The following is a 24,073-nucleotide window of genomic DNA, read 5'->3' on the forward strand; positions in this document are numbered from 1 at the left end:
CAGAAATCGTGATTATTTATGTTAAGGCGTGAAACGGGTCACGGTAAATTGAAAAAGTGCCGGTCATCACTTTGCCTCGCAAAACAGTGACTTTGTGCCATGCTTAAGGGTAAGCATAAAAATAGCCGGGCGGAAAACAGGCCGTGCCGGGGTAAGACAAAGGAGAGTTAAATGAAAAAGTTGACGATTGCTGCGCTGCTGACTGTGATGACCCTGCCCGCCTTCGCGGAAGACAACGGTGGTTTTAAGGCGGATGAACCGGCCCCACCGCCGCAAAAACAGGATGCCGGCATCCGTGGTTCTGAAGATGCGCGCGGAGCCACAGTAGAGCTGGCCCGCACCATGCGCCAGGACGCTTGGGTGACGCTGGAAGGGCATATCATCAAGAAAACCGGGAAAGACCAGTTTGAGTTCCGTGACAAAACCGGCACGGTAGGGATTACCGTCGGCGGCAACCGCTGGAACGGGGATGACGTCACCCCAGAGGATCTGGTGATGATCAGTGGGCGGGTGAAGCACGAAGGTAAGCAGACGCATGTGGTGGTGGAGCATTTGCTGAAACAGTAAATTTTGGGAGAGGCGGCTCCCTTCCCGCCGGGGAGCACCTCTTTTAGCTCGAGGTTGGTTTCGATCGAGGTTTATTGCGTTGGCAAACGCCCGCTGTCTTTCTGCGGCTCCGCTGCCGCCACCGCGCAAGGGGCGCGTAAGCGCGCGTCCCTTGCATCCCCGCGCTTTTTGGTGCTCCGGCAGAATTATTGCCCGCATAGCGGGTACCCTCCAACGTCCTCCGGGCTAATCGGGCCGGGACAGACACGCTCCCAGCGTGGCTGTCCCTTTCGCACACATCCCTGTGTGCTCACCCGGCCCTCCGTCCTCGTCGGCAATAATTTAATGCCCCCACCTCCTCTGCAAATCCTTAACTATGTAAGGAAAGAGTAGATAAGGAATTTGTCGTTATTGGTGCGTGCATAAAAATTGTTGTCGCATGGAAACGTAGGAGCATGTGGACACACTGAACCCCTAAAAGAATCCCCCCTAGTATTTCCTTACATAATTAATGGTTTGCAGAAATGGTGGGGGCGTAAAAATCATTGCCGAGTGGAGGCGAAGGGCCGGGCGAGCACACAGGGATGTGTGCGAGAGTCGCAGCCACGCCGGGAGCGTGTCTGCGGCGGCCCGATCAGCCCGGAGATGTAACGAGGGGACACGCGAGAGCGTGCAATGATTCAGCCAAACCACCGAAAGTGCGCGGGTGCAGGGCGAGCGCACTGGCGCGCCCTGCTCGGTTGAGGCTCGGAGGCTCAAGTAGACAATCACACATGAGCAACCGAAACATGCCACCACACATGAACAACCAAAACACCCCACCTTATCCATTAAAAAACAAAATATTATCTGAATACACTCAGCGCCTGCCGCAACCTCTCCACCTGATGCTTCATCCGCGTCGCCGACACCGCACTCTCCTGCACCTGCTCGGCGTTCTGCTGGGTAATCCGCTCCAGCTCCTTCACCGCTTTGCCCACCTCTGACAACCCGGTGCCCTGCTCGGCGGTGGCGGCGCTGATGCGCCCGATAAGCGTGGTCACATTCCCTACCTGGCTTACGATGTCATCCATCGTCGTTCCGGCCTCGTGCACCTGGCCGGAACCGGCCATCACCTTGCTGACGCTGGCATCAATCAGGCTCTTGATCTCACTCGCCGCCGTGGCGCTGCGCTGCGCCAGGCCGCGCACCTCTCCGGCCACCACCGCAAACCCTTTGCCCTGCTCACCGGCGCGTGCGGCTTCTACCGCCGCATTCAGCGCCAGAATATTGGTCTGGAATGCGATACTGTCGATCACGCTGGTAATGGTGCCGATCTTCTTCGCACTGATGGCGATCTCATCCATCATCCGGACGATCTCCTCCATCGACGCCCCACCCTTCTCTGCCGCCGCACTGGCCGAACTGGAAAGCTGATTGGCTTCGCCGGCGGTGGCGGTGTTGCTCTGTACCGTGGCCGTCATCTGGTTCATGGTGGCGGAGGTCTGCTCCACGTTCGCCGCAGTCTGGTCAGTGCGGCGGCTCAGCTCCTCATTGCCCTGCGCCAGCACATCACTGGCGTTACGCACCGTCATTACCTGGCTGCTCACATCATCCACCAGCCAGCGGAACATCACCCCCATCTGCCCAACGGCGCGCAAGGTCATGCCAATCTCGTCCACCCGGTCAAGATGATCCACCCGGTAACTCGCCCCGGTCGCCACGTCTTTTGCCTGGCGGCACACCTTCGCCAGCGGCCGGGCAATTTGCGCATCGAGCCACGCCGCCGCCAATGCCAGCAGCAGCGCCATCCCGGCCGCGAAACCGCCCAGCGCCATACCGCCCAGCCCCAGCGCGGCAACACCCATCACGCTCAACGGCAGCAGCGCCAGCAGCGGTGCCCAGAGCCGGCCGCGCAGCGACAGGGTTTTCAGCACCGACCGCCAGCGGCCGAAGCCGGTCACTAACAGAATGCCCTTATGCAGCCGGCGGTTCTTCAGCGTGCCGTCACGCATCTTCTGGTAGAGCGCGGCAGCGGCCTGCACCTCCTGATCGGTGGGCTTGATGCGCACCGACATATAGCCAAGCAGCGTGCCGTTACGGATAACCGGGTTCACGTTGGCCCGCACCCAGTAGTGATCGCCGTTCTTGCAACGGTTCTTGACCAGCCCGGTCCAGGGCTCGCCCTGTTTGAGCGTGGCCCACATGTCCGCAAACGCCTCGGGCGGCATATCCGGGTGGCGCACCAGATTGTGCGGTGCGCCGGTAAGTTCCTCTGCACTGAACCCGCTGATTTCCACAAAAGCGTCATTGGCATACAGAATATGGCTGTTGAGATCGGTGGTGGACATGAGCGTCGCATCATCGGAAAAATGGAATGGGGTCTGGGTAACCGGCTGATTATTGCGCATGGTGAATTCCTGATCTCTATTTCACAGAATGAAAGCTGGCGAATTTCCTTAATAAAACAGCTTGTTTTTCGGCAAAGGTCATAGAAACTTTAGGGATAAAAAAGAGTATTTCAGATAAACCGGTTTATTACGCAGAATACGTAATGGATGATTAAATAACCCGCACCTGCTCATTAAAAATACATAGGCGCCTGAATTAACACTGATATGCAGCACACTGCTCGCGCAATGTTAAACGCTGTTTATTGCGGTTATTATTCCATCACCTGGGCAGAATTACGCCGGAACACCGCCCGTAATAAAACGCATTTTGCCGGAGTGTTCAGGTCAGTTGCCGGGGCTAGAGCTGTGCCGCGCCTGCCCTGAAAGCGCCGGAATGCAGGCGCCTCTTACCGGGGAGAGAACACGCGGAAACCTTAAAAAAGAAACCGGCATAGCCGGTTAATGCGCGCCACCCACCACCTTTATTTTTAATGGCGGGGCACGTGGTTACCGTCTTTTCCTCGTATCACCCGGATAATATCGCCCGGTACGTAATCATTATCCCCTGTCCGTATTATCTCTCTGCCCAAAAAACGGCGTTGGCTGTTTATCTGTTATCGCCGGAAAATAGCGTGTCCGGCCCTGGCTGCGTTACCCTCTGCTGCCGGGAAAATAAAAGACGCGTGCTGCCGTGGGGAATTTCCTCATCGTTTTCGCCTATTTAAGCCGTTTGCCTTTCCGATTTGCCCTGACGGGCACCTTCTCCTACCTTTTATTCACTATCCTCAGCGCATACCGCGTTGCCTGTACCGTTTTATCGCTGACGCCTTGCGTCCGCAGTCTGGAGAACCCATGTCATCTGCCCCGTTTGAGAACCTGAACCTGTTGCCGATTGCCGGTGAGTGGCGCGAAGGCCGCCATGCGCAGTCCCTGAACGTGACCAACCCCTATGACGGCAGCACGCTGCTGACGATTAAGCAGGCTAACCGTGACGATCTGGATGCCGCCTACCGCCGCGCCGCCGACGCGCAGCGTGAATGGGCGGCGACCGGCCCGGCGCAACGGGCCGCCGTGATGCTGCGCGCAGCGGAGATCATCACTGCCCGCCGCGAAGAGATTATCGGCTGGCTTGTCCGCGAGTCGGGCAGCACCCGCATCAAAGCGGAAATTGAGTGGAACGCCGCGCGCGGCATCACGCTGGAGGCGGCCTCCTTCCCGTCACGCGTACACGGGCGCATTGTGCAGTCCAATATTCCCGGCAAAGAGAACCGCATCTACCGCGAAGCGCTCGGCGTGGTGGGGGTCATCAGCCCGTGGAATTTCCCGTTCCACCTGACGCAGCGCTCCCTCGCCCCGGCGCTGGCGCTCGGCAACGCCGTGGTGGTGAAACCGGCCAGTGATACCCCGGTGACCGGCGGCCTGCTGCTGGCGCGGATTTTCGAAGAGGCCGGGCTGCCGGCGGGCCTGCTGAGCGTGGTGGTCGGGCCGGGTGCCGAGATTGGCGATGCCTTTGTTGAACACGCGGTACCGGCGCTGATCTCCTTTACCGGCTCCACGCCGGTCGGGCTGAACATCGGCGGGCTGGCGAGCGGCGGCAAGCACCTGAAGCATGTGGCGCTGGAGCTGGGCGGCAATAACCCGTTCGTGGTGCTGGCCGATGCCGATCTCGATCGCGCCGTGAATGCCGCCATCATGGGCAAGTTCCTGCATCAGGGGCAGATCTGCATGGCGATTAACCGCATTATCGTTGAAGATGCCCTGTATGACGCCTTTACCGAACGCTTTGTGGAACGGGCGAAAAGCCTGAAAGTGGGCGACCCGGCGCAGGCAGACACGGTGGTCGGCCCGGTGGTGAACCAGAAACAGCTGGCGTCGTTAACCGGCAAGATCGCCCAGGCGAAAAACGAGGGCGCACGGTTGCTGCTGGCGGGCGAGATCCGCGGCAACCTGGTGCCACCGCACATTTTTACCGATGTCACCCCGGAGATGGAGCTCTCCCGCGAAGAGATCTTTGGGCCTCTGGTGGGCATCCAGCGCGCCCGCGATGAGGAGCACGCGCTGCAACTGGCCAACGACTGCGAATATGGCCTCTCCAGCGCCGTGTTCAGCCGTGACACCGAGCGCGCGGTGCGCTTTGCCCGCCGCGTGCAGGCAGGGATGACCCATGTGAATGATATGTCCGTGAATGACGAGCCGCATGTGCCGTTCGGCGGCGAGAAGAACTCCGGGCTGGGCCGCTTTAACGGCGACTGGGCGATTGAGGAGTTCACCACTGACCATTGGGTCAGCGTGCAGCACACCCCGCGTGATTATCCGTTCTGATCCCGCCTGTTGAGCAGTAAAAAGCCCGCTATTCAGCGGGCTTTTTGTTGGGGAGTGTTAAAACAGGGCAAGAGATGCGGCGTTATCCTCGCTATCTTCCCACGGGTTAAGCAGTGGGACACCCATTCCCGCAAAATCTTTAGTATTACGTGTCACCACGATCATGCCGTGCTGATGCGCAGTGGCCGCGATCAGCGCGTCATTTTCCGATCGTTTGTCCGGCACATGCAGATGGGCGGAATATAGGGCGACCCCCGTATCAACCGGCAAGGTACGATCGGCAAATTCCGCGAGTACCCGATCAAACCACACGCGCAAAATAGCCGCCTGAGTCGCATCCCGGCACGCCAGCGAGAGGATGCCGCGCTCAATCTCCATGAGGGTGATGGCGGAAACAAACAGGTCACCGGCATCAACGGAACCTGCCCAGCGGGCCACGTTCGCATCGATTTTCAGCGTCCCTGCTTTGCGCAGTTCAGACACCACATTGGTATCCAGAAGATAACGCATCAGAAATCCGCATCCCGGCTGACAATGTTCCCGCGTTCCGGCTCAAAATCGATGTCACCGGCGCCCGGTGTCGCCAACGCATCCAGTATGCTTCTGCGTGAACCAGACAGCTTTTTGAAGGCCTCATAGGTCAGCAGCACATACGCCGGTTCGCCGCGATCGGTGATATACACCGGGCCCTCTTCTGCTGCTTTTTTCGCCCTGGAAATTTCCTGATTAAACGAACGGCTGGTCATGGTGGTAATCGGCATCGGTGCCTCCGCACAAATGTAGTAACATCACTACATTTTACGCCAGCGCAGCGCCAGATGCCAGGCGGCGTCCGGGCCTTCTGCCTCAGACGCCGCGCGCGCCCTCACCTTACTTCTTCTCCTTATGCGGCAGCACCTCGTTGAGCAGCTGGCGGGCGGTGTCGGCAATCACCTGCCCGGCACCGCGATCGCCTTTCAGCATGGCGGAGGTAAAGCCTTTGGCCTGCTCCAGCGTCAGGTGCGGCGGGAACGGCGCGACGTCCGGGTCGGTTTTCACCTCCAGCACCACCGGGCGATCCGCGCTCAGCGCCTCGGCCCAGGCGGCCTGCAATGAGTCCGGCTCATCGACAAAAATCCCGCGCAGCCCCAGCAGATTGGCGAACTGGGCGTAGGGCACGTCCGGCAATGCCTGGCTGGCGGGGTAGCGCGGGTTGCCCTCCATCACCCGTTGCTCCCAGGTGACTTCGTTCAAATCCTCGTTATTGAACACGCAGATGATCAGCCGTGGGTCATCCCAGCGCCGCCAGTATTTCTGGATAGTGATCAGCTCCGCCATGTTGTTCATCTGCATGGCCCCGTCCCCCACCAGCGCCACCACCGGGCGATCCGGGTGGGCGAATTTGGCGGCAATGGCGTACGGCACCGCCGCCCCCATCGACGCCAGCCCGCCGGAGAGCGAGGCGCGCTGCCCGGCCTTGACCTGATAATCCCGCGCGAACCAGTTGGCGCAGGAGCCGGAGTCCGAGGTGACAATCGCGTTGTTCGGCAACAGCGGTGACATCTCCCACACCACGCGCTGCGGGTTCACCGGTTTGGCCTCCGCCATGGCGCGGTCGCGCAGCGTCTCGCGCCAGGTCGCCATCTCTTTGGTGATGTTGTCCTGCCAGCGGCGGTCGTCGTTGTACTTGAGCAGCGGCAGCAGCGCACGCAGGGTGGCGGCCGCATCACCATGCAGGTTAATGTCCACCGGGTAGCGCAGCCCCAGCATTCCTGGGTCGATGTCGATCTGCACCGCCCGCGCCTGCCCATCTTTCGGCAGGAACTCCGCCCACGGGAACCCGGTGCCGATCATCAACAGCGTGTCACAGCCGGACATCATGTCCGACGAGGGTTTGGTGCCGAGCATCCCGATCGCGCCGGTGACAAACGGCAGATCGTCCGGCAGCACATCCTTGCCGAGCAGCGCCTTGGCCACGCCCGCGCCCAGGGTCTCCGCGACATGGATCACCTCCGCCTCCGCGCCGCGTGCGCCGGAACCGATCAGAATCGCAACCTTTTTGCCGTGGTTAAGCAGATCGGCGGCCTGTTGCAAATCCGCCTGCTGCGGCACCACCACCGGGCGGCGGTACCCGGCCCCGGAACGGGTAAAGCCGTGCGCCTGCTGCGGCTCTTCCCAGGGTTCGTCCTGCACATCTTTCGGCAGCACCAGCACCGTCACGCCATTGTTGGCGATGGCGATCCGCACCCCGCGGTCAACCAGGTGGCGCACCTGCGCCGGGGCGGCGGCCTCCTGCACGAAATCCGCCACGTCCATAAAGACGCGATCCAGGTTCAGCTCCTGCTGGTAGTGCGCGCCGCGCGCGGTACTCTCCGCCTGCCCGACAATCGCCAGTACCGGCGCATGGTCCTGTTTGGCGTCATACAAGCCGGTGATCATATGGGTGGCACCCGGCCCGCCAGTGGAGAGGCAGACGCCCAGTTCGCCGGTAAATTTGGCGTGCGCCGTGGCCATAAAGGCCGCCATCTCTTCATGGCGCACCTGGATAAAGTCGATCCCCTCGCCTTTTTTCTCTGCCCGCTGCAACGCGCCCAGCACCCCGTTGATGCCGTCACCGGGGTAGCCATAAATGCGCGTCACGCCCCATGCTTTCAGGCGTTCTACAAAAAAGTCGCTTGTCATCTTCGCCATCGCCGTTCCTCCTGTTATGGCGTCTCCACGCGGGCCGTTGCCCGCCAGCCTGCATTAACCATAGTTTATTTGGCGGAGGGTGCAGACGATGGGGTATGGCCAGCAGGGGCTTTTTTGGTAGGGTATCTGCCTATTTATCATTCAAGGAAGACGTCATGGCTATTTCTCAACTGCGTATCGCGCGCCCGGTTACCGAACTGGCGGCGCGCAGCCATCTTTATCAGGCCGGACTCGGGCTGGAAGAATTAGGCGGGTTCACTGACCATCAGGGGTTCAGCGGCGTGATGCTTGGCTATCCCGGTGCGGCGTGGCATCTGGAGTTTACCCATTGCCCGGCGCACCCGGTCAGCCCGGCTGCCACCGCCGAGGATTTGCTGGTGCTCTACCTGCCCGATGAGGCGGAATGGGCCGCCCGCTGCCGGGCAATGGCGCAGGCCGGGTTCCGGCAGACGGCGGCCTTCAACCCCTACTGGGACAACGCCGGCCGCACCTTCCTCGACCCGGACGGCTACCGCACGGTTCTCCAGAGGCAGCGCTGCCCGGTGACGTAAAAGCTACCTCTCGTGATATCATTAAGTGATATCATATTAATCAGAAGCGCTGCCTTCCAGGCCGTGCCTCTTAAAAACAGGGGTAATTCCATGAACACCATGACCTACCTGGGCTATGCCGCAAAGATTGAATACAGCGATGAAGACCGCTGTTTTATCGGCCGTGTGGCGGGCATCCGCGATGTGATCGGCTTTCATGCGGATAACGTCACGGCGCTGCGGACAGCGTTTGAAGAAGCGGTGGAAGATTACCTGACATACTGTGCGGAGTGTGGGCGCGCGCCGCAACGCCCGGCCAGCGGGAAGATCAGCCTGCGCATCCCGCCGGAGGTGCATGCTGCGGTCACGGTGGCGGCTGATGTCTCCGGCAAAAGCGTCAACCAGTGGATAAGCGATACGCTGGCTCAGGCAACACAGCGTTAATCCCCTCCCCATTTTCCCTTTTCCCCCGCAGCGGCCATACTTTCTGGCTGGGGCGTTTTTCAATCAACGGGATAGCGGAATGCAGAGTCTTGATCTTACGGTGGTGCAGCAGGCGGCGCGCTGGATAAGCACGCAGCCGGTGTGGCTGTGTACGGTGCTGTCAACCTTTGGGTCGTCGCCGCGCTCGCCGGGGGCGCTGATGGCGGCCACCGCTGACGGGCGCTACAGCGGGTCGCTGTCGGGTGGCTGTGTGGAAGAGGATTTCATCGCCCGGTTACGGGCCGGGGCGTTCCGGCAGCCGAGCCAGGTGGTGCGGTACGGCGACGGCGGGCTGACGCCCAACCGCGCGCTGCCGTGCGGCGGCGTGCTGGATATTTTAATCGAGTACCTGCCGTGCAATGACGCCGGCGCAGACTATCTGGCGCGGCTCGGCCGGGCGCTGGGCGGCCACGGCGCGCTGGTGAAACAGCTGACGCTGCCCGGCACCTGCCACGCCCTCACGGCGGACAGCGGTGCAGGGGCGACCCATGTGGCACGTGACGGCAACCACCTCACCCTCCATGTTGCCGCCGCGCCACGGCTGGTGGTCGCCGGGCTGTCGCCGGTAGCGGTCTACTGCGCCGGGTTTGCGGTGGCGCTGGGGTTTGAAACCGTGGTGTGTGAGCCGCGATCGGAGGAGCTGGAGAACCTGCTGCCGCAACTCCCGGAGGGCGTGATCGTCGAGCGGCAGTTCCCGGCGAAATTTATTGAGCAACAGGGGTGCCACGCCCACACGGCGGTGGTGGCGCTGACGCACGACCCGCGCATGGATGACCTGACCCTGATGGAGGCGGTGCAGACACCGGCGTTTTACATCGGCGCAATGGGGTCGATGAAAAACAGCCAACAGCGGCGCGAGCGGCTGCAGCGCATCGGCGGGCTGACAGAGGCAGAGCTGGCGCGGGTGCATGCGCCGATTGGGCTGGATCTCGGCAGCAAAACCCCGGCAGAAATCGCGCTGGCAGTGATGGCCGATGTGGTGGCGCATAAAAACCGCCGCCAGGTGGCGTAACGAAAGCGCAAACCAACAGCGCCACGCCGGCGCAGCAGCCGTAAAAAAGGCGCACCGACCGGCGCGCCTCATTGTCAGATCACGGTAGTCAGATGAAAACCGTCAGATCAGCTTATCAAGGGTGATCGGCAATTCGCGGATGCGCTTGCCGGTGGCGTGGTAAACGGCATTGCTCACCGCCGCCGCCACGCCGACAATCCCGACTTCCCCCACGGTTTTCCCGCCCAGCGTACTGGCCTGATAATCTGGCTCGCCGACGTTGATCACCTGAATCTCCGGGATGTCCGCATTGACCGCCATCAGGTAGTCCGCCAGGTTGGCGTTAAGGATGCGCCCGTCACGCGCGTCGATCATCCCCTCCTCCAGCAGCGCCTGCCCGATGCCCATCACGATGCCGCCCAGCCACTGGCTTTTGGCCAGTGTCGGGTTGTAGAGCCGCCCGCAGTCGAAGGCGCTGACCACCCGCTTGACGCGCACGGTGCCGAAATCCTCATCCACCGCCACTTCCACAAAGTGCGCGCACCAGCTGTGGGCGCCCTTGGTGCTCTCCATCATGCTGGCGGTCTGGTCAGCGGTGTCGCGGTCTTTTTCGTTGGCATCCGGTTTGAAGGTGTCCTGATGCACCACCAGCTGATCGCGATCCGCCAGTTTCAGCAGGTCAGCAAAGGCGATGCTTTGCCCGTTGGCACGCACTTCGCCCCCGGCGAGGATCGCCGTGTCACGCGAGGCGCCGAACAGCGGCGAATCCGGCTCCGTTACCGCCAGCCCCAGCAGCATCTCCCGCGCTGCGCCGGCAGTTTTATGCACCGCGGCGGTCAGCAGGTTGGCAAGCTGGGAGCCGCCCGCCACCGGCGCACGCGGCAGCGCGGTGTCCCCCAGTGATACGCGGATGTCAGAGGACGGCACACCCAGCACTTCGGCCGCCGTCTGCGCCAGAATGGTGTAAGTGCCGGTGCCGATGTCCGCGCCGCTGCTCTGCACCTCAATCTGCCCCTGACGGTCGATGATGATCCTCGCCTCGCCCGGCGTGGTGTGTACTGGGTAGGTGCCGGAGGCCATGCCCCAGCCGATCAGCTCCCGGCCGTGGCGCATCGAACGCGGTTCCGGGTTGCGCTGCGCCCAGCCAAACGCCTCCGCGGCGGCGGTGTATGCCTCGCGCAGGCGGCGGCTGGTCCACGGCACTTTTTCGGCCTGATCCTGCTCAGTCCAGTTACGCCGCCGCAGTTCCAGCGGGTCAAGTTCCAACGCCTCCGCCAGTTCATCCATGGCGATTTCCAGCGCGTAGGTGCTCGGGTTTTCACCCGGCGCACGCATCCAGCCGGGGTTGACGGTGTGAACGCGCACCAGCCGGTGGCGCGAGAAGAAGTGCTCGGTGCCGTACATCAGCGGCGTCACGGAGTTGCACGGCTCCTGGTGCGTGTCCTCAATTGACGTCTCGTTCCAGCTGTCATGCACAATCGACAGCAGCCGCCCCTCCGGCGTCGCGCCGAGTGAGATCGCCTGCCGGGTACGCGGCCGCCCGCCGTAGCCGGTAAAGGTCTGCGGCCGGGTCAGCACCACTTTCACCGGGCGGCCGAGGGCGCGCGTGGCGAGGCAGGCCAGCGCCACGTGGCCGTGCGGTGCGCCTTTGGAACCGAACCCGCCGCCGACATAGGGCGAGATCACCCGCACCTGATCGATGCCGAGCCCGAACCATTCGGCGATGTTGTGCCGCGCGCCGCCGACCCACTGGCTCGGCTCCCAGACGGTCAGCAGGTCATCCTGCCATTGGGCGATGCAGCCGTGCAGCTCAATTGGCGAGTTGTATTCACGCGGCGTGCTGTAGACGCCGTGTACCCGTACCGGCGCGTCGGCCATGGCACGGTGGGCATCGCCCCATTCCACGTCCAGCGCCTCCACCGGCTCCGGCCGCGCCTGTGGGTCTTGTGGGTTGATCAGCGCCGGTTCCGGGGCGTACTCCACCTTGACCTGCGTGGCGGCCTCGGTGGCCTGCTCCAGGGTTTCCGCCACCACCAGCGCGATGTGCTGGCCGTTCCAGCGCACCACGTCGCTTTGCAACGGCACATAGGTGGCCGCCGCCGAGCCGCCGCTGCTGAACGGGGTGCCGGGGTTGATTTTCAGCCCGTCCAGATGGGTATAGACCGCCACCACGCCGGGGCTCTGTTTCGCCTCATCCGTCTGGATCGCGGTGATGCGGCCATGCGGTACGGTGGCATTGACCACCACGCCGAACAGCATATCGTCCGGTTTGAACTCGGCGGCGTAGCGTGCCTGCCCCTGCACTTTCAGCCGCCCCTCAAGGCGTTCACGCCCCTCGCCCAGCGCCTGCAACGGCGGCTCTGTGGTCAGCGGGGTGGCGAACGGCGGGGTCAGGGTTTCACTGGCGGCACGCTGGGGCGGGCGCTGCGTCTGGTCAGTTGGGGTCGTCATGCGAGGCCTCCGGCAATCATCAGGGCGCGGGCAATCACGCGCGGAAGAAGGGTGATCTTGTAGCCGTTGTGCGTCTGGGCCACTGCCCCCTGGGTGATGGCGTCTGCCGCGGTGCGCAGCGTCGCTTCATCAAACGGCTGGCCGCGCAACGCATGCTCCACCTCACGGGCGCGCCACGGCACGGTGGCAACACCGCCCACGGCGATGTGCACGTCGGCCACGGTGCCGTCTTTCGCCAGTTCCAGCCCCACGGCGGCGCTGGCGGTGGCGAACTCATAGGAGGCGCGGTCACGCACTTTGAGGTAGTGCGAGCGTTTAAGCGCCGGGGTGACCGGGATCTCGATGGCGGTAATCAGCTCGCCGGGGGCCAGATCGTGCTCCAGATCGGGGCGGTCGCCGGGCTGCCAGAAGAAGGTGGCGATCGGCGTCTGGCGGCTGCTGCCGTCCGGTGCGCGCAGGTGCAGCACCGCATCAAACGCCGTCAGCGCCACCGCCAGATCGCCGGGATAAGTGGCGATGCAGTGCGCGCTGGTGCCGAGCACCGCATGGTTGCGGTTCAGGCCGTCCAGCGCAGCGCAGCCGGAGCCGGGGTTGCGTTTGTTGCAGGCGTCATAGCCTTGCGGGTCACGGAAGTAGCTGCAGCGGGTGCGCTGTAACAGGTTGCCGCCCAGCGTCGCCATGTTGCGCAATTGCGCCGAGGCGGCGAGCGCCAGGCTGTCTGCCAGCGCCGGGGCGGTGGCGCGGATCTGCGGGTGGTCCGCCACCCGGCTCATCTTCGCCAGGCTGCCGAGCAGGATGCGTTCGCCGGTGACGTGGATCGCGTCCAGCCCCGGCAAATGGGTGATGTCCACCAGCCGCTCCGGCCGCTCGACCTCACACTTCATTAAGTCGAGCTGGGTGGTGCCGCCCGCCAGAAAGCGGCTGCCGCTGTCGCTGGCCTGCTGCTGGGCGGTGGCCAGATCGGTGGCGCGCTGGTAATCAAACGCTTTCATGGGCGGCTCCCTGCAGGTGGTGGGCGGCGTCGCGCACGGCGGCCACAATGTGGGTGTAGGCCCCGCAGCGGCAGAGGTTGCCGCTCATGTACTCGCGGATCTCCTCATCTGACCCGGCGTGCCCCTCGCGGATGCAGGCCACGGCCGACATAATCTGCCCCGGCGTGCAGTAGCCGCACTGGAAGGCATCATGCGCCAGAAACGCCTGCTGAACCGCATGCAGGGTGCCGTCCGGGGCGGCCAGCCCCTCAATGGTGGTGATCTCTGCGCCGTCAGCCTGGGCGGCCAGCGTCAGGCAGCTGAGCACCCGCTCGCCGTTGACGTGCACGGTGCAGGCGCCGCACTGCCCCTGATCGCAGCCTTTTTTCGCGCCGGTGAGAGGGGTATGCTCGCGCAGGGCGTCGAGCAGCGTGACGCGTGAATCCAGCGTCAGCGGCGGTGTCTCTTGTCCGTTAATCCTGAGCCGCAAGGTCTGTTGCTGTGCCATGGTGATCTCCTGGACGAAAGGGGTAAAAGAGGCGGCAGCACTGTTCTGCCGCACTGAAAATAGCCCATTAAGTATTGCGGCTATTTGCCAGAGAGCCAGCCCGGCGCGGCAGGTTGCGGATTTTCCGCACAATTTCCTCCCGGCAAATCAGCAACAGGCGCACTATACTCAACGGTTTACCCCTGACTAAGGAGCCGGACATGGCACAGCCAGACCAGAGCAAACGCCGCCACTACACCCTCTATGTGGCGGACAACCACATCCTGGCGCGCAACAGTGACCAGCACCTGATTGACCTTGGCGCGGTGGAGCAGCGCGACGGCGGTTACCACTACCTGCTGGACGGTGACAACAGCGAGGGCCACGACCTGCCGGATGCCGACGCGCTGCTGGAGGATGTGGAGCGCAACCTGACGTTCCTGTTCCTCGACGGCCAGTTCACCAGCCTGCCGGATCTCAGCGAGGAATTCGCCGGGGCAACAGAAACCGCCCCGGCGCGTGAGATTGCGCTGGATGAGCTGGCCACCGGGCTGGACCCGGCCGGAGCATGAGGGCGATCCGGCGGCTGGCCGCCCTTTCCGATATTCACGGCAACCTGGCCGCGCTGGAGGCAGTGCTGGCGGACATCGCCGGGCAGGCGGTGGACGCCGTGGTGAATCTGGGTGACTGCCTCTCCGGCGCGCTGCAACCGGCAGAAACCGCCGATCGGCTGATGGCGCTGGGCTTGCCCACCATCAAAGGCAACCATGAGCGGCAATTGCTGACCGGCACCCCGGAGACGCTGGGCCTCTCTGACCAGCATGCCCACCGCGCATTGCGCGCAGAACACTGGGCGTGGCTGGAGAGCCTGCCGGCGGAGCTGACGCTGGATGGCGACATCCGGCTGGTGCACGGCGTGCCCGGCAACGATCTCACCTATTTTCTGGAAGAGGTGACCGCTCAGGGCGTACAGCCCGCCTCACCAGAGCGCATCGCCGCCCGCGCGCAGGGGGTGGCGGCTTCCCTGATTCTGTGCGGCCATACCCACCTGCCGCGCCGGGTACCGCTGGCGGATGGGCGGTTGGTCGTGAACCCCGGCAGCGTGGGGTTGCAGGCGTATGAGGACGACCACCCGTTCCCGCACCAGATGGAAGCAGGTTCCCCCCATGCCCGTTACGCCCTGCTGGAACGTCATGCGCATGGCTGGCAGGTGGAGTTCCGGCAGGTGGCGTATGACTGGGAACAGGCGGCTGCGCTGGCGGCGGCCCATCAGCGGCCGGACTGGGTGACGCCGCTGCTGACCGGGCGGATGCAGCCGGGCCGCTGAGCCCCCTTTCTTACATCTTCTTACAGTTTACGCATCGTTTTTTTGCCTGCGCTGCGTTCTATTTAACACATCATTAACAAGAGATCCGGCCTTGCGCCGGGTCTCCCCACCTTCACACAAGGCGTTATGACCCCACCGCGCAAGCGTTTCATCCTGAATTTTCTCTTTGGTCTGGTGCTGTTCTCACTGGTTAACCTGACGCTGTTCAGCCACCGGCCCCATCCGTTGCTCCATGCGCTGGTCACCGCGCTGTTTTTTGCGGCGCTGGTGGCGCTGGTCACCGGCCCCTGGGGCGAATGGCTGGGGCAACGGCTCAGGAAAGCGCCGTTTTTAAGGAAAAGGGGAGACCGTGAATCCTGACGCGGGGTGGCCGCTCCCCGCTGCGCTGCGCGTTAGTTCATCCTGAACTGTTTCTGCGCCTCAAGGAAATCGAGGCGTGCCGGGGCGGGTTCCGCTATCGCCCCACTGCCCGCCTTGCCGATTTGCCAGATCCCCTGCCCCGGCGGTTGATACGGCGGCCACGCGCCCAACCCGGCTGGGTTGGGCGCGCCCGTGCGGGCAAAGGCCAGCCAGCGGGCCATCAACTCACGCGACAGCGCCTGCGAGGCGGCATCCGGCGTGCCTTCGGTGTTAAGCGTGCCGAACACGTAAGGAATTTCCGCCGTGTGGATGGCCCCGGGCTGGGTGGTGCGCTGTGATGCCGGCAGGTAGCGGAAATAGTAGCGCCAGGTCGGTTGGCCGTGCTGCGCCGAGGCGTTCGCCAGCGCCCGGGTATTGACGGTGGCAAACTTGTCGGTGGCGATCTGCGCGGCGCGCAGCGCATCCTGCCCGCTGCCGTAGCCGTCAGTGAGCTGCCGCGCCTGCTGCCACGCCGCCTCGCCCAGCCGCGCCGGGACGGAGGCGCTCCACTGCGGCGGGAAGAACCCGGCCTCATCGTCATTGCTGCCGATTAGCAGCGGCACCCGATGGTAATGCCCCTCTGCAAAGGCATCGCGGGTGTGCTGCGTCAGCGTCCGGCCATCGATAAACGGCATGGTGGCGCTGCGCGGCAACGGCAACGCCAGCAGTTGCGCGGCAGGCAGGGCGCGCAACGCCTGCGCGGTCGGCGCGGGCTGTACGCGCAACACCTGCGCGGTCGGCGCGGCCGCTTTCGCCAGCGCCTGCGTGAAGATCGCCTCCGCCTGCGGCCGGGAAGCTTCCGGCAAATCAATCGCCCCGGACTGCATGATCGCCTTGTTAAACAGCCCGGCCGCGAGCGGCGAGGTCATCAGGTAAGCTACCGACGCGCCGCCCGCGGACTCACCCCACACCGTGACGTTGTTTGGATCACCGCCAAAGGCCGCAATATTCTGTTTCACCCACTTCAGTGCCGCGATCTGGTCAAGCAGCCCGTAGTTATTGCCGCCGTCCTTGCCGAGCGCCGGGTGGGCGAAGGTGCCGAAAATGCCCAGCCGGTAGTTAAGGCTCACTATTACCGCACCCTGCGCCGCCAGGGCCGCGCCGTTATACAGCGGCAAGGAAGCGGCCCCGATCCGGAACGCCCCGCCATGGATCCAGACCATCACCGGCAGGGGGTTCGCCGTGGGGTGCCGCGGCTGCCAGACGTTGAGCGTCAGGCAGTCTTCGCTCATCGGCTGGTGGCGCAGCGCCGCTTCCGGCCCTTTTTCCGGCGGCGTCTGCATACAGGCCGCGCCAGGCTGCGTCGCCGGGCGCACGCCCTGCCACGGCGTCACCGGCTGCGGCGGTTGCCAGCGCAATGCACCCACCGGCGGCGCGGCATAGGGAATGCCGAGAAACGCCGTGGTGTCACCCTCACTTTTCCCCTGAATCTTGCCCTGCGCCGTGGCAACCGGCGGCACGCCCTGCGCGTGTGCCGCGGTCGCTATCAGCCCGGCGAGGCAGGCGGCTTTGCGTATGTTCATGGTTTTTTTATCTGTCCTTATGCCAGATGCAGGATGCGCCCGGCGTTGCCGTACGCCACGGCATTGCGTTCGGCCTCGGTGAGGTTCGCGCGTTTAATCCACGCCACCGCTGTTTTGCTGTCTTCGAACGGGTAGTCGATGGAGAACATCACATTCTCAGTGCCGAACGCATCCAGCGCACAGCGCAGCGCGCTGTCAGAACAGACGCCGGAGGTGGTCAGGCGGATGTTCTGTTTCAAATAGTGGGACGGCGGGTGCGGCAACGTGTGGGTGGTGTTGCTGATGGCGATGCGGCTGTCGAGCCGCCATAGCTGGATCGGCAGGGTTTCCCCCATATGGCCGAGGATCACCTGCGCGCGCGGGAAGCGCTCAAACACGCCGCTGAACACCAGCCGCAGCGCGTGGCTACAGGTTTCCACCGCCCAGCTCCATACCGGCCCCCACATTTCCGGGTGGTCGCTGTACATATGCGATTTATCCGGCGGGTTGCCGGGGTGCAGGTAGACAGGCACATTCAGCGCCTGCACCCGCTCCCAGAAGATGTCATAACGCCGGTCATCCAGATAGACGCCGTTGGTCTCGCCGTTCACCAGCGCACCCTGGAATTTCAGCTGTGTGACGCAGCGCTCCAGCTCATCGGCGGCGGCGTTGGGGTCTTGTAACGCCAGGTGGGCAAAGCCGCCGTAGCGGGTGGGTTTTTTCGCCACCTCCTCCGCCAGCCGGTCGTTGGCCAGCCGTGCCAGCCGTACCGCGCGCGCCGTCTCCGGCTCGATCTGCACCCCCGGCCCGGAGAGCGACAGCACGGCGAAATCCACGCCGTTGCTGTCCATCACGTCCAGCCGCCGCGCCCCGAAGTCCGACAGGATCGGTACCACCTTATCAAACAGCGCCGGGCGGATGTTCTGTTTGGTTTCGGCCAGATAATCAACAAACTCCGGCAGGATGAAGTGCTCCTCCAGCGCGATGATGCGGTGCGGCGGCACCGGTGCGGGAACGGGGGTGGGCTGCGGCGCGGAACGGGCACCGGCAACACCGGGCAACAACAGGCCGCTGCCTGCCGCCGCTGCGGTGACGGCGGCGGAACGGATAAACGCTCTGCGATTGGACATCATGCTCTCTCCCTGCGAAAAGTCAGAACCGGAAGCCGGGATCTCCCGGCAATTAGGAAACAGATTAAGTTTCCCAATTGGTTTTAACGCAGGCAACCGCCGCCGCACACAGAAATTATGTAACCAGCTGTTTTCAGCCAGGCTGCGCCTGCAACAGCGGCGCAACAAATCGCAGCACGTCCTGGATATGGGGGCGCAACGCAGTCTGCGGCACCGGCGGCAACACGCCAAGTGCCATGTCGCGCAGCGGGGCGGCGATCGCCATCGACAGCAGGTAGTTGCCGTCTTCCGGCTGCCAGTGCGGGTTAATCAGGTTTTTGGCCCGCAGGGTGGTGAACCACTCCCGCAACAGCCGCCGGGCATTGTCGATGCCTTTGGCGCGGTAGAGGGCCAGCAGCGCCTCGCGGCCGGTAAACGGCGTCTGCAACAGCTTATACAGCGCGATGGCCTCGGCGGAGAGCACCCGCTGCGTCAGCGCGCAGAGCATCTCCTCCAGCGCGCGCAGCACGTCATCGCTGCTTTCCGGCACCGCGCCGGGCAGCGGCACAATCGAGGAGGACCAGAGCAGAATCACCTGCTCGATAATGCGGTCTTTGTTGGCGTAAAAGCGGTAGATGGTTTTTTTGGCCATGCCGGCGGTGCGGGCGATCTCATCAATGCTGGTCGCCTCATAGCCGCGCGCCTGCAGCAGGCTGATGGTGGCCGCGTGGATCTTCTCCAGCAACTCCTGTTCCGGCACCAGCGGCCGGCCGCGCCGGGTGGGCGTCGTGTTTGGCATTCGGTTTCCCCTGTGTTGGCGGCCCTATCTTAAAGGCTTATCACCGGGGCGTCTCGCCTGAATGCCGTAACATCATCAGCGCCGGCCCCGCCGCCAGCGCCAGCAACGCAGCTGCCCAGAAGGCCGGTTGGGTGCCGGGCAACAGCGCCATAAAGGAGGCGCAGAACTGCCCGGAGAAGATCGCCATTGAGAGCCGTGCCAGATTTTTCCCGCGTGCCGCAACCGGGCTTTGCGCCACCGTCTGGTGGTTCACCAGCGGCACTGACAGGCCGAACCCCAGCCCAAGCAGCACACCGCCCAGGATATACAGCGGCAGCGTGGCCGCCAGCGCGAACATCCCCTGCCCGGCACCATACGCCAGGAACGCCAGCAGCAGCGTGGTGCGCTCCCCGGCCCGCGCCACCACGCGCGGCATCAGCCAGGCTGCCCCCACCGCCACCAGCGAGACAAACGAGAGAAAATAGCCGGTTTGTGCCTCGCCCAGCCCCAGCGTATGGAAGCGCACCGGCAACATAATCACGGCGGTGAAGAAGCAGACCATAGCGAAGAAAGCTGTCGCATACACCCGCCACAGCAGCGGGGCAACGTCTGCCGGGGTCGCCGCCGCGCGCTTGTCTGCCGGGCGCGGCACCCACAGCCGCAGCATCAGCAAAAACAGCCAGGCCACCAGATAGAGCGTGAACGGCCAGCGCCAGCCGATGGTCGCCAGCACCCCGCCGATAAACAGGAAAATCACCCCGCCCAGCTCAATCGACATCCCCTGCCGGGCGATCATCGTCAACCGGGCTGAACCCTGATAGAACGCCGAGAGCAGGCCGGTACCGGCGGCCATCACCAGCGCCGTCGCCCCGCCCAGCAGGAAGCGGTCTGCCAGCACCAGCGGCATCCCCTTCAGCAGCGCGCCGCCTGCGCCGAGCAGACCATAGGCAAACAGCCCCCACGCCAGCGCCCGGTAAGTGCCGAGGCGGGCGATACAGACCCCGGCCAGCGGCCCGAGCAGCACCACGCCCAGCGACGGCAGCGTGACCAGCCAGCCCGCCGCCTGGCTGACCTGTAAATGGCCTGCAATGGTGGGCAGCCCCGGCACAATCACGCAGCCGACCATAATGGTCAGGCAGGCGATCGCCAGCAGGGTAAAGGCCCCGGCGGAAGATAAGCCGGTATTCATCGGTGAATCAGGGTGCGTGAGCGATGCTGAGGGCATAGGGTGTCCAGTCTGTCCGGATAGTGGATAGTTATTCCGTATAATGGTATAAGTGTGCGCCTGTACAAAAAAATGTCAACCCATGAAGGAGCTGCACTATGAGTGCCGAGTCTGAATCCGGCGTGATTGCCCGCGCCGCCATGCTGTTAAAGGTGCTGGAAACCCAACCGCACGGCGTCAGCCTCTCCCAGCTGGCGCGCCTCAGCGGCCTGCCGCGTACCACGGTGCACCGTCTGGTGGGATCATTGGAAGCGCAACAGTTTGTCAGCACCGGCAGCCGCGGGGTGAGCCTCGGCCCGGCGATGGCCCGGCTGGCGGCGGCCGCACACACTGACATCACCGCCCTCGCCCGCCCGGCGATTGAGGCGCTGGGCAGACGCACCCGCGAGACGGTGGATCTTTGCGTGTTCCGCGGCCTGCATGCGATCTCGGTGGATCAGTACGCCTCCGATCAGGAGCTGCGGGTGATCTCGCCGATCGGCACCGCATTCCCGATCCACGCCACCGCGCACGGTAAGGCGCTACTGGCCGCCCTGCCGCCGGAAGAGGCCGCGGCGCTGCTCAGCCACCCGCTGGCGCACCGCACCGCCCACACCCTGGACGCTGAGGCATTAACGGCCCAGCTGGCCGCGATCCGCACACAGGGCTACGCCACCGATCGCGAGGAGCACGCCGGCGGCGTCTGTGGGCTGGGGGTGGTGCTTCACACCGCATTAACAGAGCGCTATGCGCTGTCGCTGGCGGTGCCGGCATACCGGTTCAGTGACAGCGTGGAGAGCCTGCTGCGGGCGCTGATGCAATGCAAAGCGGAGATTGAGGCGCTGGCGGGGTAACATAAGATGAGAGAATAACCCCGCCGGAGGGCGGGGTGGGGAAAGTCCCCCCTCAGAACCAGATCTCCGCCTGTACGCCGAAGTTCCAGGTGCCGCCGGCGGTGAAACCGACGCTGCCGAAATCATCATTCAGGGCGTAGCCGTCCAGCGCTTTGTCCCAGTTCATGTAAGTGGCGAACACCCGGATCTCCGGCCGGGCTTTGATGTCAAACACATCCCCGACTTTGAATGTCGGGGCAAAGGTGAGTTTATAAAAGTCCCCTTTCACCGCCTGATAGGCGTTCTGCACCCCACTGTCGAGGTAGGTGCGGCCGTTCGGGTTGAGGTTCATGTACTGCCACGACGCCTCATACAGCAGCGCGAAGTTATGCGTCAGTGCCTGCGAGGCGCGCAGGTTGAAGGTTGCCCAGTCGTAACGGTCGCCGTCGCGGTAGCGATCCTCGCTGTGCTGGGCGATCACCGACGGGGCCAGCTCCCAGCTTTTGCTCACCGGCACAATGCCATAAGAGGCGAAGCGCACGGTTTTGGCGTTCTCTGTCAGGTCGCCGTCACTGCCCGGCTGGCGCGCCTCGGCCCCCAGCCCGTTACCCACCTGCAACGCACTCTCTGAATTGCCCGGCAATAGCCCGTAGAAGCGGGTTTTGTCGCGGTAGGCGAGCATCGCGTAGTAGCCGTGGCTGGCGGTGTTGTCGCTGCGCACCGCGTAACTGCCGGTGGTGGAGGTCTGGTCTTTCAGCTCATCGTTGCCCTGTGCCGCCATGCCGGTCAGCATCAGCTGCCAGTTATCGTAGAAGTTATTGGCGGTGAACATCAGGTTCTGCACGTCATTATCTTCGTAGCGGTCACTGCCCAGATCGCCGAAGTTACGCGCATATACCGAGAAATTACTCTTCCAGTGCGGCGTCCATTGCAGGTCGTTGATGCCGCCGCCGGTGCCGCCCAAAAACAGGATGTCGCTGTCAGTAAAGTGGATGTCAAAGTTATCCCGGTCAAAGCGTTTGCCCGCCCAGATCGTCGCGTGTTGCGCCGGGCCGCTGAAGTCCGGCAGGTCGCCCATTTCAACGTAGAGCTGGCGCACATTGATGTGGTGGCTGTCGTTGTCCTGCACCCAGGGGTCGGGGTTGTTGGCACCGTCAGCGATCATCGACTTGAACCGCCCCCAGGAGCCGTCATTGAAGGTGAGTTTTTTGATGAAGCTCAGTTCGACGTAGTTATCTTTTTCATTGCCGAGGCGGCCGACGTGCGCATCACCGCCGAGGGAGCTGGCCGGTGAGACGCCCGGCCCGCCGCGTGCACCGTGGCCGTTGCTGCTCACCAGCATCCCGGAGCGCGCATAACCGCTGAACTCAAAGCCGTTGTCCTGCTCTTTTGCCGCGGCGGGCGGCGCGGGGGTGGTGGCTGCCGTGGCCTGCGGGGCGGCGGAGGCGTTCACCCCCGCGCCCGGTGTGCGGCTTTCCAGCGCGATGATCTTCTGTTCCGCGTCCCGCGCCCGGCGTTCGGCGCGGGCGGTCTGCTGTTGTGCCTCGCTCGCAGCCTGTTCGGCGCGGTTCAGGCGCTGTTCCAGCAGCGCCAGCCGCTGCTCAATGGTTAAGTTCGCCGCCGACACCGGGGCAGCAAACGCGCAGGCCAGCGCAACGCAAAGGGAAGTTTTACGCATCATTATCGATCCATGTAGGGGGTGGCAGGTCAGAGGGTTTTAATGTCGTGCGGCAGGGGCGCGGCCGTGGCGGCTTCCGGGTGGCGTTTACGCGCATCCAGCTCGGTGCGGATCGCCTCGTACTGGTCATCCAGCCGGTAACAGCGCGCCATCCAGATCATCGACAGCACAATCAGCCCGGCCGGGATGTAGAGGTAGCAGGCTTTAATTGCCAGCAGCGCCGGCGGTTGCTGCACCTGGTTGGCCGCGTAACCGCCCATCGACAGCAGCAGCCCGGTCACTGCCCCGGCCCCGGCCATCGCCACCTTGCCGAAAAAGCCGTTGATCGAAGTCAGGATACCGGCGGTGTTGATGCCGGTTTTCCATTCGCCGTAGTCCACCGGGTCGGCCTGCATGGAGAAGTAGATGGCGGTGCGCTGCCCGGCACCGATCGACAATATCGCCGCGCCCACCAGCAGCCCGGTGGTATGGGTGCCGGCCAGCATCATCATGCCCATGCCCGCCACATTAATCGCGCTGGCCAGCAGGTAGACCGCGCGCTTCTTCATGCGCGCTGCCAGCAGCGGCACGGTCAGGGTGCCGAGCAGCGGCACAAAGGTGGAGATCCCGGCGGCCAGCGCGGTGATCGCCGGGTCGCCGACGTAGTAGGTGAAGAAGTAGACCAGCGCGCCGGTCTGGAAGAAGAATGCGCCCCACATCAGGAAGATATTCACCGCAAACACGAACCACGGGGTATTGCTGCGCAGCCCCTGCCAGGCGCGTTTCAACGTCATGCGCTCCTGCTCAACCCGGATGCGCTCCTCCACGCTGCGGAAGCTCACCAGCAGGAAGAAACTGGCGATCGCCCCAAACAGGATGGCGGTATAGAAGAAGCCCTGTGTCTGGCTCCCCTGCCCCAGCGCCTTGACCAGCGGCAGCGTCAGCACCGCCACCAGCGTGGAGCCGAGCGAGCCCATCAAAATTCTCACCGCTGAGAGCATGGTGCGTTCTTTGGCGTCATGGGTGATGAACGGCAGCATGGCGCTGAACGGGATGTTCACAAAGGTGTAGAGCAGCGACAGGCAGAGGTAGGTGACGAAGGCGTAGGCCAGCTTGCCGTTGGTGCCGAAATCCGGCACGTAGAACGCCATGATGCAGAGCAGGCCGAACGGCACCGCCCCCAGCAGCAGATAGGGGCGGCAGCGGCCCCAGCGGGTGGTGGTGTTGTCAATCACCAGCCCCATCAGCACATCGGCAACGCCGTCTACCAGCCGGGTGACCAGGAACATCAGCCCGGCATAGTAGGCGGGCAGGCCCATGATGTCGGTATAGAAAAACATCAGGTAGAGCGAGATCAGTTGCCAGACCAGGTTGCAGGAGAGGTCAGCGACGCCGTAACCGAGCCGCTGCCGCCAAAGGGTGTAGGATGTGTCAGCCATGA

The 24,073-nt window shown here is 63.6% G+C and carries 22 protein-coding genes; 9 read left to right on the plus strand and 13 right to left on the minus strand.

Features of this window, described 5'->3' with window-relative positions; genetic code table 11:
* The first annotated feature begins 171 nt into the window (after positions 1-171).
* The gene (locus tag CYR55_RS20140) at positions 172-567 is read left to right on the plus strand and encodes a YgiW/YdeI family stress tolerance OB fold protein (protein WP_101818132.1); all 396 of its coding nucleotides are present in this window, start codon (positions 172-174) and stop codon (positions 565-567) included.
* Positions 568-1,391: 824 nt separating this feature from the next.
* Here the strand turns inward: CYR55_RS20140 and CYR55_RS20145 are convergent.
* Complete coding sequence (locus tag CYR55_RS20145) at positions 1,392-2,936, minus strand: methyl-accepting chemotaxis protein (RefSeq protein WP_101818133.1); 1,545 nt, start codon at positions 2,934-2,936, stop codon at positions 1,392-1,394.
* Between the two features lie 834 nt (positions 2,937-3,770).
* Here CYR55_RS20145 and CYR55_RS20150 point away from each other — a divergent pair.
* On the plus strand, positions 3,771-5,240 hold the full coding sequence (locus tag CYR55_RS20150; protein WP_101818134.1) for an aldehyde dehydrogenase family protein: 1,470 nt from the start codon (positions 3,771-3,773) through the stop codon (positions 5,238-5,240).
* Positions 5,241-5,297: 57 nt separating this feature from the next.
* Here the strand turns inward: CYR55_RS20150 and CYR55_RS20155 are convergent, their stop codons facing one another.
* From CYR55_RS20155 to CYR55_RS20165, 3 genes are all read right to left on the minus strand, one after another.
* A complete protein-coding gene (locus tag CYR55_RS20155) occupies positions 5,298-5,750 on the minus strand; it encodes a type II toxin-antitoxin system VapC family toxin (RefSeq protein ID WP_101818135.1) in 453 nt (150 codons plus the stop codon).
* Positions 5,750-6,001, minus strand: coding sequence for a type II toxin-antitoxin system prevent-host-death family antitoxin (locus CYR55_RS20160; RefSeq protein WP_101818136.1), 252 nt, complete (start codon positions 5,999-6,001; stop codon positions 5,750-5,752). Before CYR55_RS20160 ends, CYR55_RS20155 begins: the two co-directional genes overlap by 1 nt.
* Positions 6,002-6,110: 109 nt before the next feature.
* Positions 6,111-7,910, minus strand: coding sequence for a thiamine pyrophosphate-requiring protein (locus tag CYR55_RS20165; protein WP_101818137.1), 1,800 nt, complete (start codon positions 7,908-7,910; stop codon positions 6,111-6,113).
* A gap of 155 nt (positions 7,911-8,065) precedes the next feature.
* Between CYR55_RS20165 and CYR55_RS20170 the strand changes: the two genes are divergently transcribed.
* The 3 genes from CYR55_RS20170 (at position 8,066) to CYR55_RS20180 (ending at position 9,935) form a co-directional block, all read left to right on the plus strand.
* A complete protein-coding gene (locus CYR55_RS20170; RefSeq protein WP_101818138.1) occupies positions 8,066-8,461 on the plus strand; it encodes a VOC family protein in 396 nt (131 codons plus the stop codon).
* 90 nt (positions 8,462-8,551) lie between these two features.
* Positions 8,552-8,884, plus strand: coding sequence for a type II toxin-antitoxin system HicB family antitoxin (locus CYR55_RS20175; RefSeq protein WP_101818139.1), 333 nt, complete (start codon positions 8,552-8,554; stop codon positions 8,882-8,884).
* A gap of 79 nt (positions 8,885-8,963) precedes the next feature.
* Positions 8,964-9,935 carry an XdhC family protein gene (locus tag CYR55_RS20180; protein WP_101818140.1) on the plus strand — a complete coding sequence of 324 codons (972 nt, stop codon included), beginning with the start codon at positions 8,964-8,966 and terminating at the stop codon, positions 9,933-9,935.
* A 102-nt stretch (positions 9,936-10,037) separates the two neighbouring features.
* Here the strand turns inward: CYR55_RS20180 and CYR55_RS20185 are convergent, their stop codons facing one another.
* From CYR55_RS20185 to CYR55_RS20195, 3 genes are read right to left on the minus strand one after another with little or no spacing between them, the layout of a single operon-like run.
* Entirely contained in the window at positions 10,038-12,365 is a 2,328-nt protein-coding gene (locus tag CYR55_RS20185; RefSeq protein WP_101818141.1) for a xanthine dehydrogenase family protein molybdopterin-binding subunit, read from the minus strand.
* The gene (locus CYR55_RS20190) at positions 12,362-13,357 is read right to left on the minus strand and encodes an FAD binding domain-containing protein (protein ID WP_101818142.1); all 996 of its coding nucleotides are present in this window, start codon (positions 13,355-13,357) and stop codon (positions 12,362-12,364) included. Before CYR55_RS20190 ends, CYR55_RS20185 begins: the two co-directional genes overlap by 4 nt.
* Entirely contained in the window at positions 13,344-13,844 is a 501-nt protein-coding gene (locus CYR55_RS20195; protein ID WP_101818143.1) for a (2Fe-2S)-binding protein, read from the minus strand. Before CYR55_RS20195 ends, CYR55_RS20190 begins: the two co-directional genes overlap by 14 nt.
* 200 nt (positions 13,845-14,044) lie before the next feature.
* Here CYR55_RS20195 and CYR55_RS23645 point away from each other — a divergent pair, with 200 nt between their 5' ends.
* From CYR55_RS23645 to CYR55_RS20210, 3 genes are all read left to right on the plus strand, one after another.
* Entirely contained in the window at positions 14,045-14,395 is a 351-nt protein-coding gene (locus CYR55_RS23645; RefSeq protein WP_101818144.1) for a hypothetical protein, read from the plus strand.
* Positions 14,392-15,150 (plus strand): metallophosphoesterase family protein, encoded by a 759-nt coding sequence (locus tag CYR55_RS20205; protein WP_101818145.1) that lies wholly within the window; start codon positions 14,392-14,394, stop codon positions 15,148-15,150. Before CYR55_RS23645 ends, CYR55_RS20205 begins: the two co-directional genes overlap by 4 nt.
* Before the next feature lie 126 nt (positions 15,151-15,276).
* Positions 15,277-15,510 carry a hypothetical protein gene (locus tag CYR55_RS20210; protein WP_101818146.1) on the plus strand — a complete coding sequence of 78 codons (234 nt, stop codon included), beginning with the start codon at positions 15,277-15,279 and terminating at the stop codon, positions 15,508-15,510.
* A 32-nt stretch (positions 15,511-15,542) separates the two neighbouring features.
* Here the strand turns inward: CYR55_RS20210 and CYR55_RS20215 are convergent, their stop codons facing one another.
* The 4 genes from CYR55_RS20215 to CYR55_RS20230 form a co-directional block, all read right to left on the minus strand.
* The gene (locus CYR55_RS20215; RefSeq protein WP_101818147.1) at positions 15,543-17,072 is read right to left on the minus strand and encodes a carboxylesterase/lipase family protein; all 1,530 of its coding nucleotides are present in this window, start codon (positions 17,070-17,072) and stop codon (positions 15,543-15,545) included.
* A gap of 17 nt (positions 17,073-17,089) precedes the next feature.
* Positions 17,090-18,184, minus strand: coding sequence for an amidohydrolase family protein (locus CYR55_RS20220; RefSeq protein WP_241522196.1), 1,095 nt, complete (start codon positions 18,182-18,184; stop codon positions 17,090-17,092).
* 130 nt (positions 18,185-18,314) lie between these two features.
* The gene (locus tag CYR55_RS20225; protein WP_101818148.1) at positions 18,315-18,959 is read right to left on the minus strand and encodes a TetR/AcrR family transcriptional regulator; all 645 of its coding nucleotides are present in this window, start codon (positions 18,957-18,959) and stop codon (positions 18,315-18,317) included.
* A 40-nt stretch (positions 18,960-18,999) separates the two neighbouring features.
* A complete protein-coding gene (locus CYR55_RS20230) occupies positions 19,000-20,127 on the minus strand; it encodes an MFS transporter (protein WP_101818149.1) in 1,128 nt (375 codons plus the stop codon).
* Positions 20,128-20,261: 134 nt separating this feature from the next.
* On the opposite strand from CYR55_RS20230, the gene CYR55_RS20235 reads away from it, so the two are divergent.
* Positions 20,262-20,996: an IclR family transcriptional regulator gene (locus CYR55_RS20235; RefSeq protein WP_101818150.1), complete on the plus strand. Its 735-nt coding sequence runs from the start codon at positions 20,262-20,264 to the stop codon at positions 20,994-20,996.
* A 52-nt stretch (positions 20,997-21,048) separates the two neighbouring features.
* Here CYR55_RS20235 and CYR55_RS20240 read toward each other — a convergent pair whose 3' ends face one another.
* Complete coding sequence (locus CYR55_RS20240) at positions 21,049-22,653, minus strand: carbohydrate porin (protein ID WP_101818176.1); 1,605 nt, start codon at positions 22,651-22,653, stop codon at positions 21,049-21,051.
* A 29-nt stretch (positions 22,654-22,682) separates the two neighbouring features.
* Entirely contained in the window at positions 22,683-24,071 is a 1,389-nt protein-coding gene (locus tag CYR55_RS20245; RefSeq protein ID WP_101818151.1) for a glycoside-pentoside-hexuronide (GPH):cation symporter, read from the minus strand.
* Positions 24,072-24,073 lie beyond the last annotated feature (2 nt).

Source organism: Chimaeribacter californicus (assembly GCF_002858675.1).
Lineage (GTDB): Bacteria > Pseudomonadota > Gammaproteobacteria > Enterobacterales > Enterobacteriaceae > Chimaeribacter > Chimaeribacter californicus.

Excerpts from the sequence above, each read along its gene's own strand:
- CYR55_RS20240 (WP_101818176.1), bottom strand. The coding sequence starts at position 22,653 with ATGCGTAAAACTTCCCTTTGCGTTGCGCTGGCCTGCGCGTTTGCTGCC.
- CYR55_RS20140 (WP_101818132.1), top strand. The coding sequence starts at position 172 with ATGAAAAAGTTGACGATTGCTGCGCTGCTGACTGTGATGACCCTGCCC.
- CYR55_RS20190 (WP_101818142.1), bottom strand. The coding sequence starts at position 13,357 with ATGAAAGCGTTTGATTACCAGCGCGCCACCGATCTGGCCACCGCCCAG.
- CYR55_RS20150 (WP_101818134.1), top strand. The coding sequence starts at position 3,771 with ATGTCATCTGCCCCGTTTGAGAACCTGAACCTGTTGCCGATTGCCGGT.
- CYR55_RS20225 (WP_101818148.1), bottom strand. The coding sequence starts at position 18,959 with ATGCCAAACACGACGCCCACCCGGCGCGGCCGGCCGCTGGTGCCGGAA.
- CYR55_RS20155 (WP_101818135.1), bottom strand. The coding sequence starts at position 5,750 with ATGCGTTATCTTCTGGATACCAATGTGGTGTCTGAACTGCGCAAAGCA.
- CYR55_RS20165 (WP_101818137.1), bottom strand. The coding sequence starts at position 7,910 with ATGGCGAAGATGACAAGCGACTTTTTTGTAGAACGCCTGAAAGCATGG.
- CYR55_RS20235 (WP_101818150.1), top strand. The coding sequence starts at position 20,262 with ATGAGTGCCGAGTCTGAATCCGGCGTGATTGCCCGCGCCGCCATGCTG.
- CYR55_RS20185 (WP_101818141.1), bottom strand. The coding sequence starts at position 12,365 with ATGACGACCCCAACTGACCAGACGCAGCGCCCGCCCCAGCGTGCCGCC.
- CYR55_RS23645 (WP_101818144.1), top strand. The coding sequence starts at position 14,045 with ATGGCACAGCCAGACCAGAGCAAACGCCGCCACTACACCCTCTATGTG.
- CYR55_RS20180 (WP_101818140.1), top strand. The coding sequence starts at position 8,964 with ATGCAGAGTCTTGATCTTACGGTGGTGCAGCAGGCGGCGCGCTGGATA.
- CYR55_RS20215 (WP_101818147.1), bottom strand. The coding sequence starts at position 17,072 with ATGAACATACGCAAAGCCGCCTGCCTCGCCGGGCTGATAGCGACCGCG.
- CYR55_RS20205 (WP_101818145.1), top strand. The coding sequence starts at position 14,392 with ATGAGGGCGATCCGGCGGCTGGCCGCCCTTTCCGATATTCACGGCAAC.
- CYR55_RS20195 (WP_101818143.1), bottom strand. The coding sequence starts at position 13,844 with ATGGCACAGCAACAGACCTTGCGGCTCAGGATTAACGGACAAGAGACA.
- CYR55_RS20160 (WP_101818136.1), bottom strand. The coding sequence starts at position 6,001 with ATGCCGATTACCACCATGACCAGCCGTTCGTTTAATCAGGAAATTTCC.
- CYR55_RS20220 (WP_241522196.1), bottom strand. The coding sequence starts at position 18,184 with ATGATGTCCAATCGCAGAGCGTTTATCCGTTCCGCCGCCGTCACCGCA.
- CYR55_RS20170 (WP_101818138.1), top strand. The coding sequence starts at position 8,066 with ATGGCTATTTCTCAACTGCGTATCGCGCGCCCGGTTACCGAACTGGCG.
- CYR55_RS20175 (WP_101818139.1), top strand. The coding sequence starts at position 8,552 with ATGAACACCATGACCTACCTGGGCTATGCCGCAAAGATTGAATACAGC.
- CYR55_RS20210 (WP_101818146.1), top strand. The coding sequence starts at position 15,277 with ATGACCCCACCGCGCAAGCGTTTCATCCTGAATTTTCTCTTTGGTCTG.
- CYR55_RS20145 (WP_101818133.1), bottom strand. The coding sequence starts at position 2,936 with ATGCGCAATAATCAGCCGGTTACCCAGACCCCATTCCATTTTTCCGAT.
- CYR55_RS20230 (WP_101818149.1), bottom strand. The coding sequence starts at position 20,127 with ATGAATACCGGCTTATCTTCCGCCGGGGCCTTTACCCTGCTGGCGATC.
- CYR55_RS20245 (WP_101818151.1), bottom strand. The coding sequence starts at position 24,071 with ATGGCTGACACATCCTACACCCTTTGGCGGCAGCGGCTCGGTTACGGC.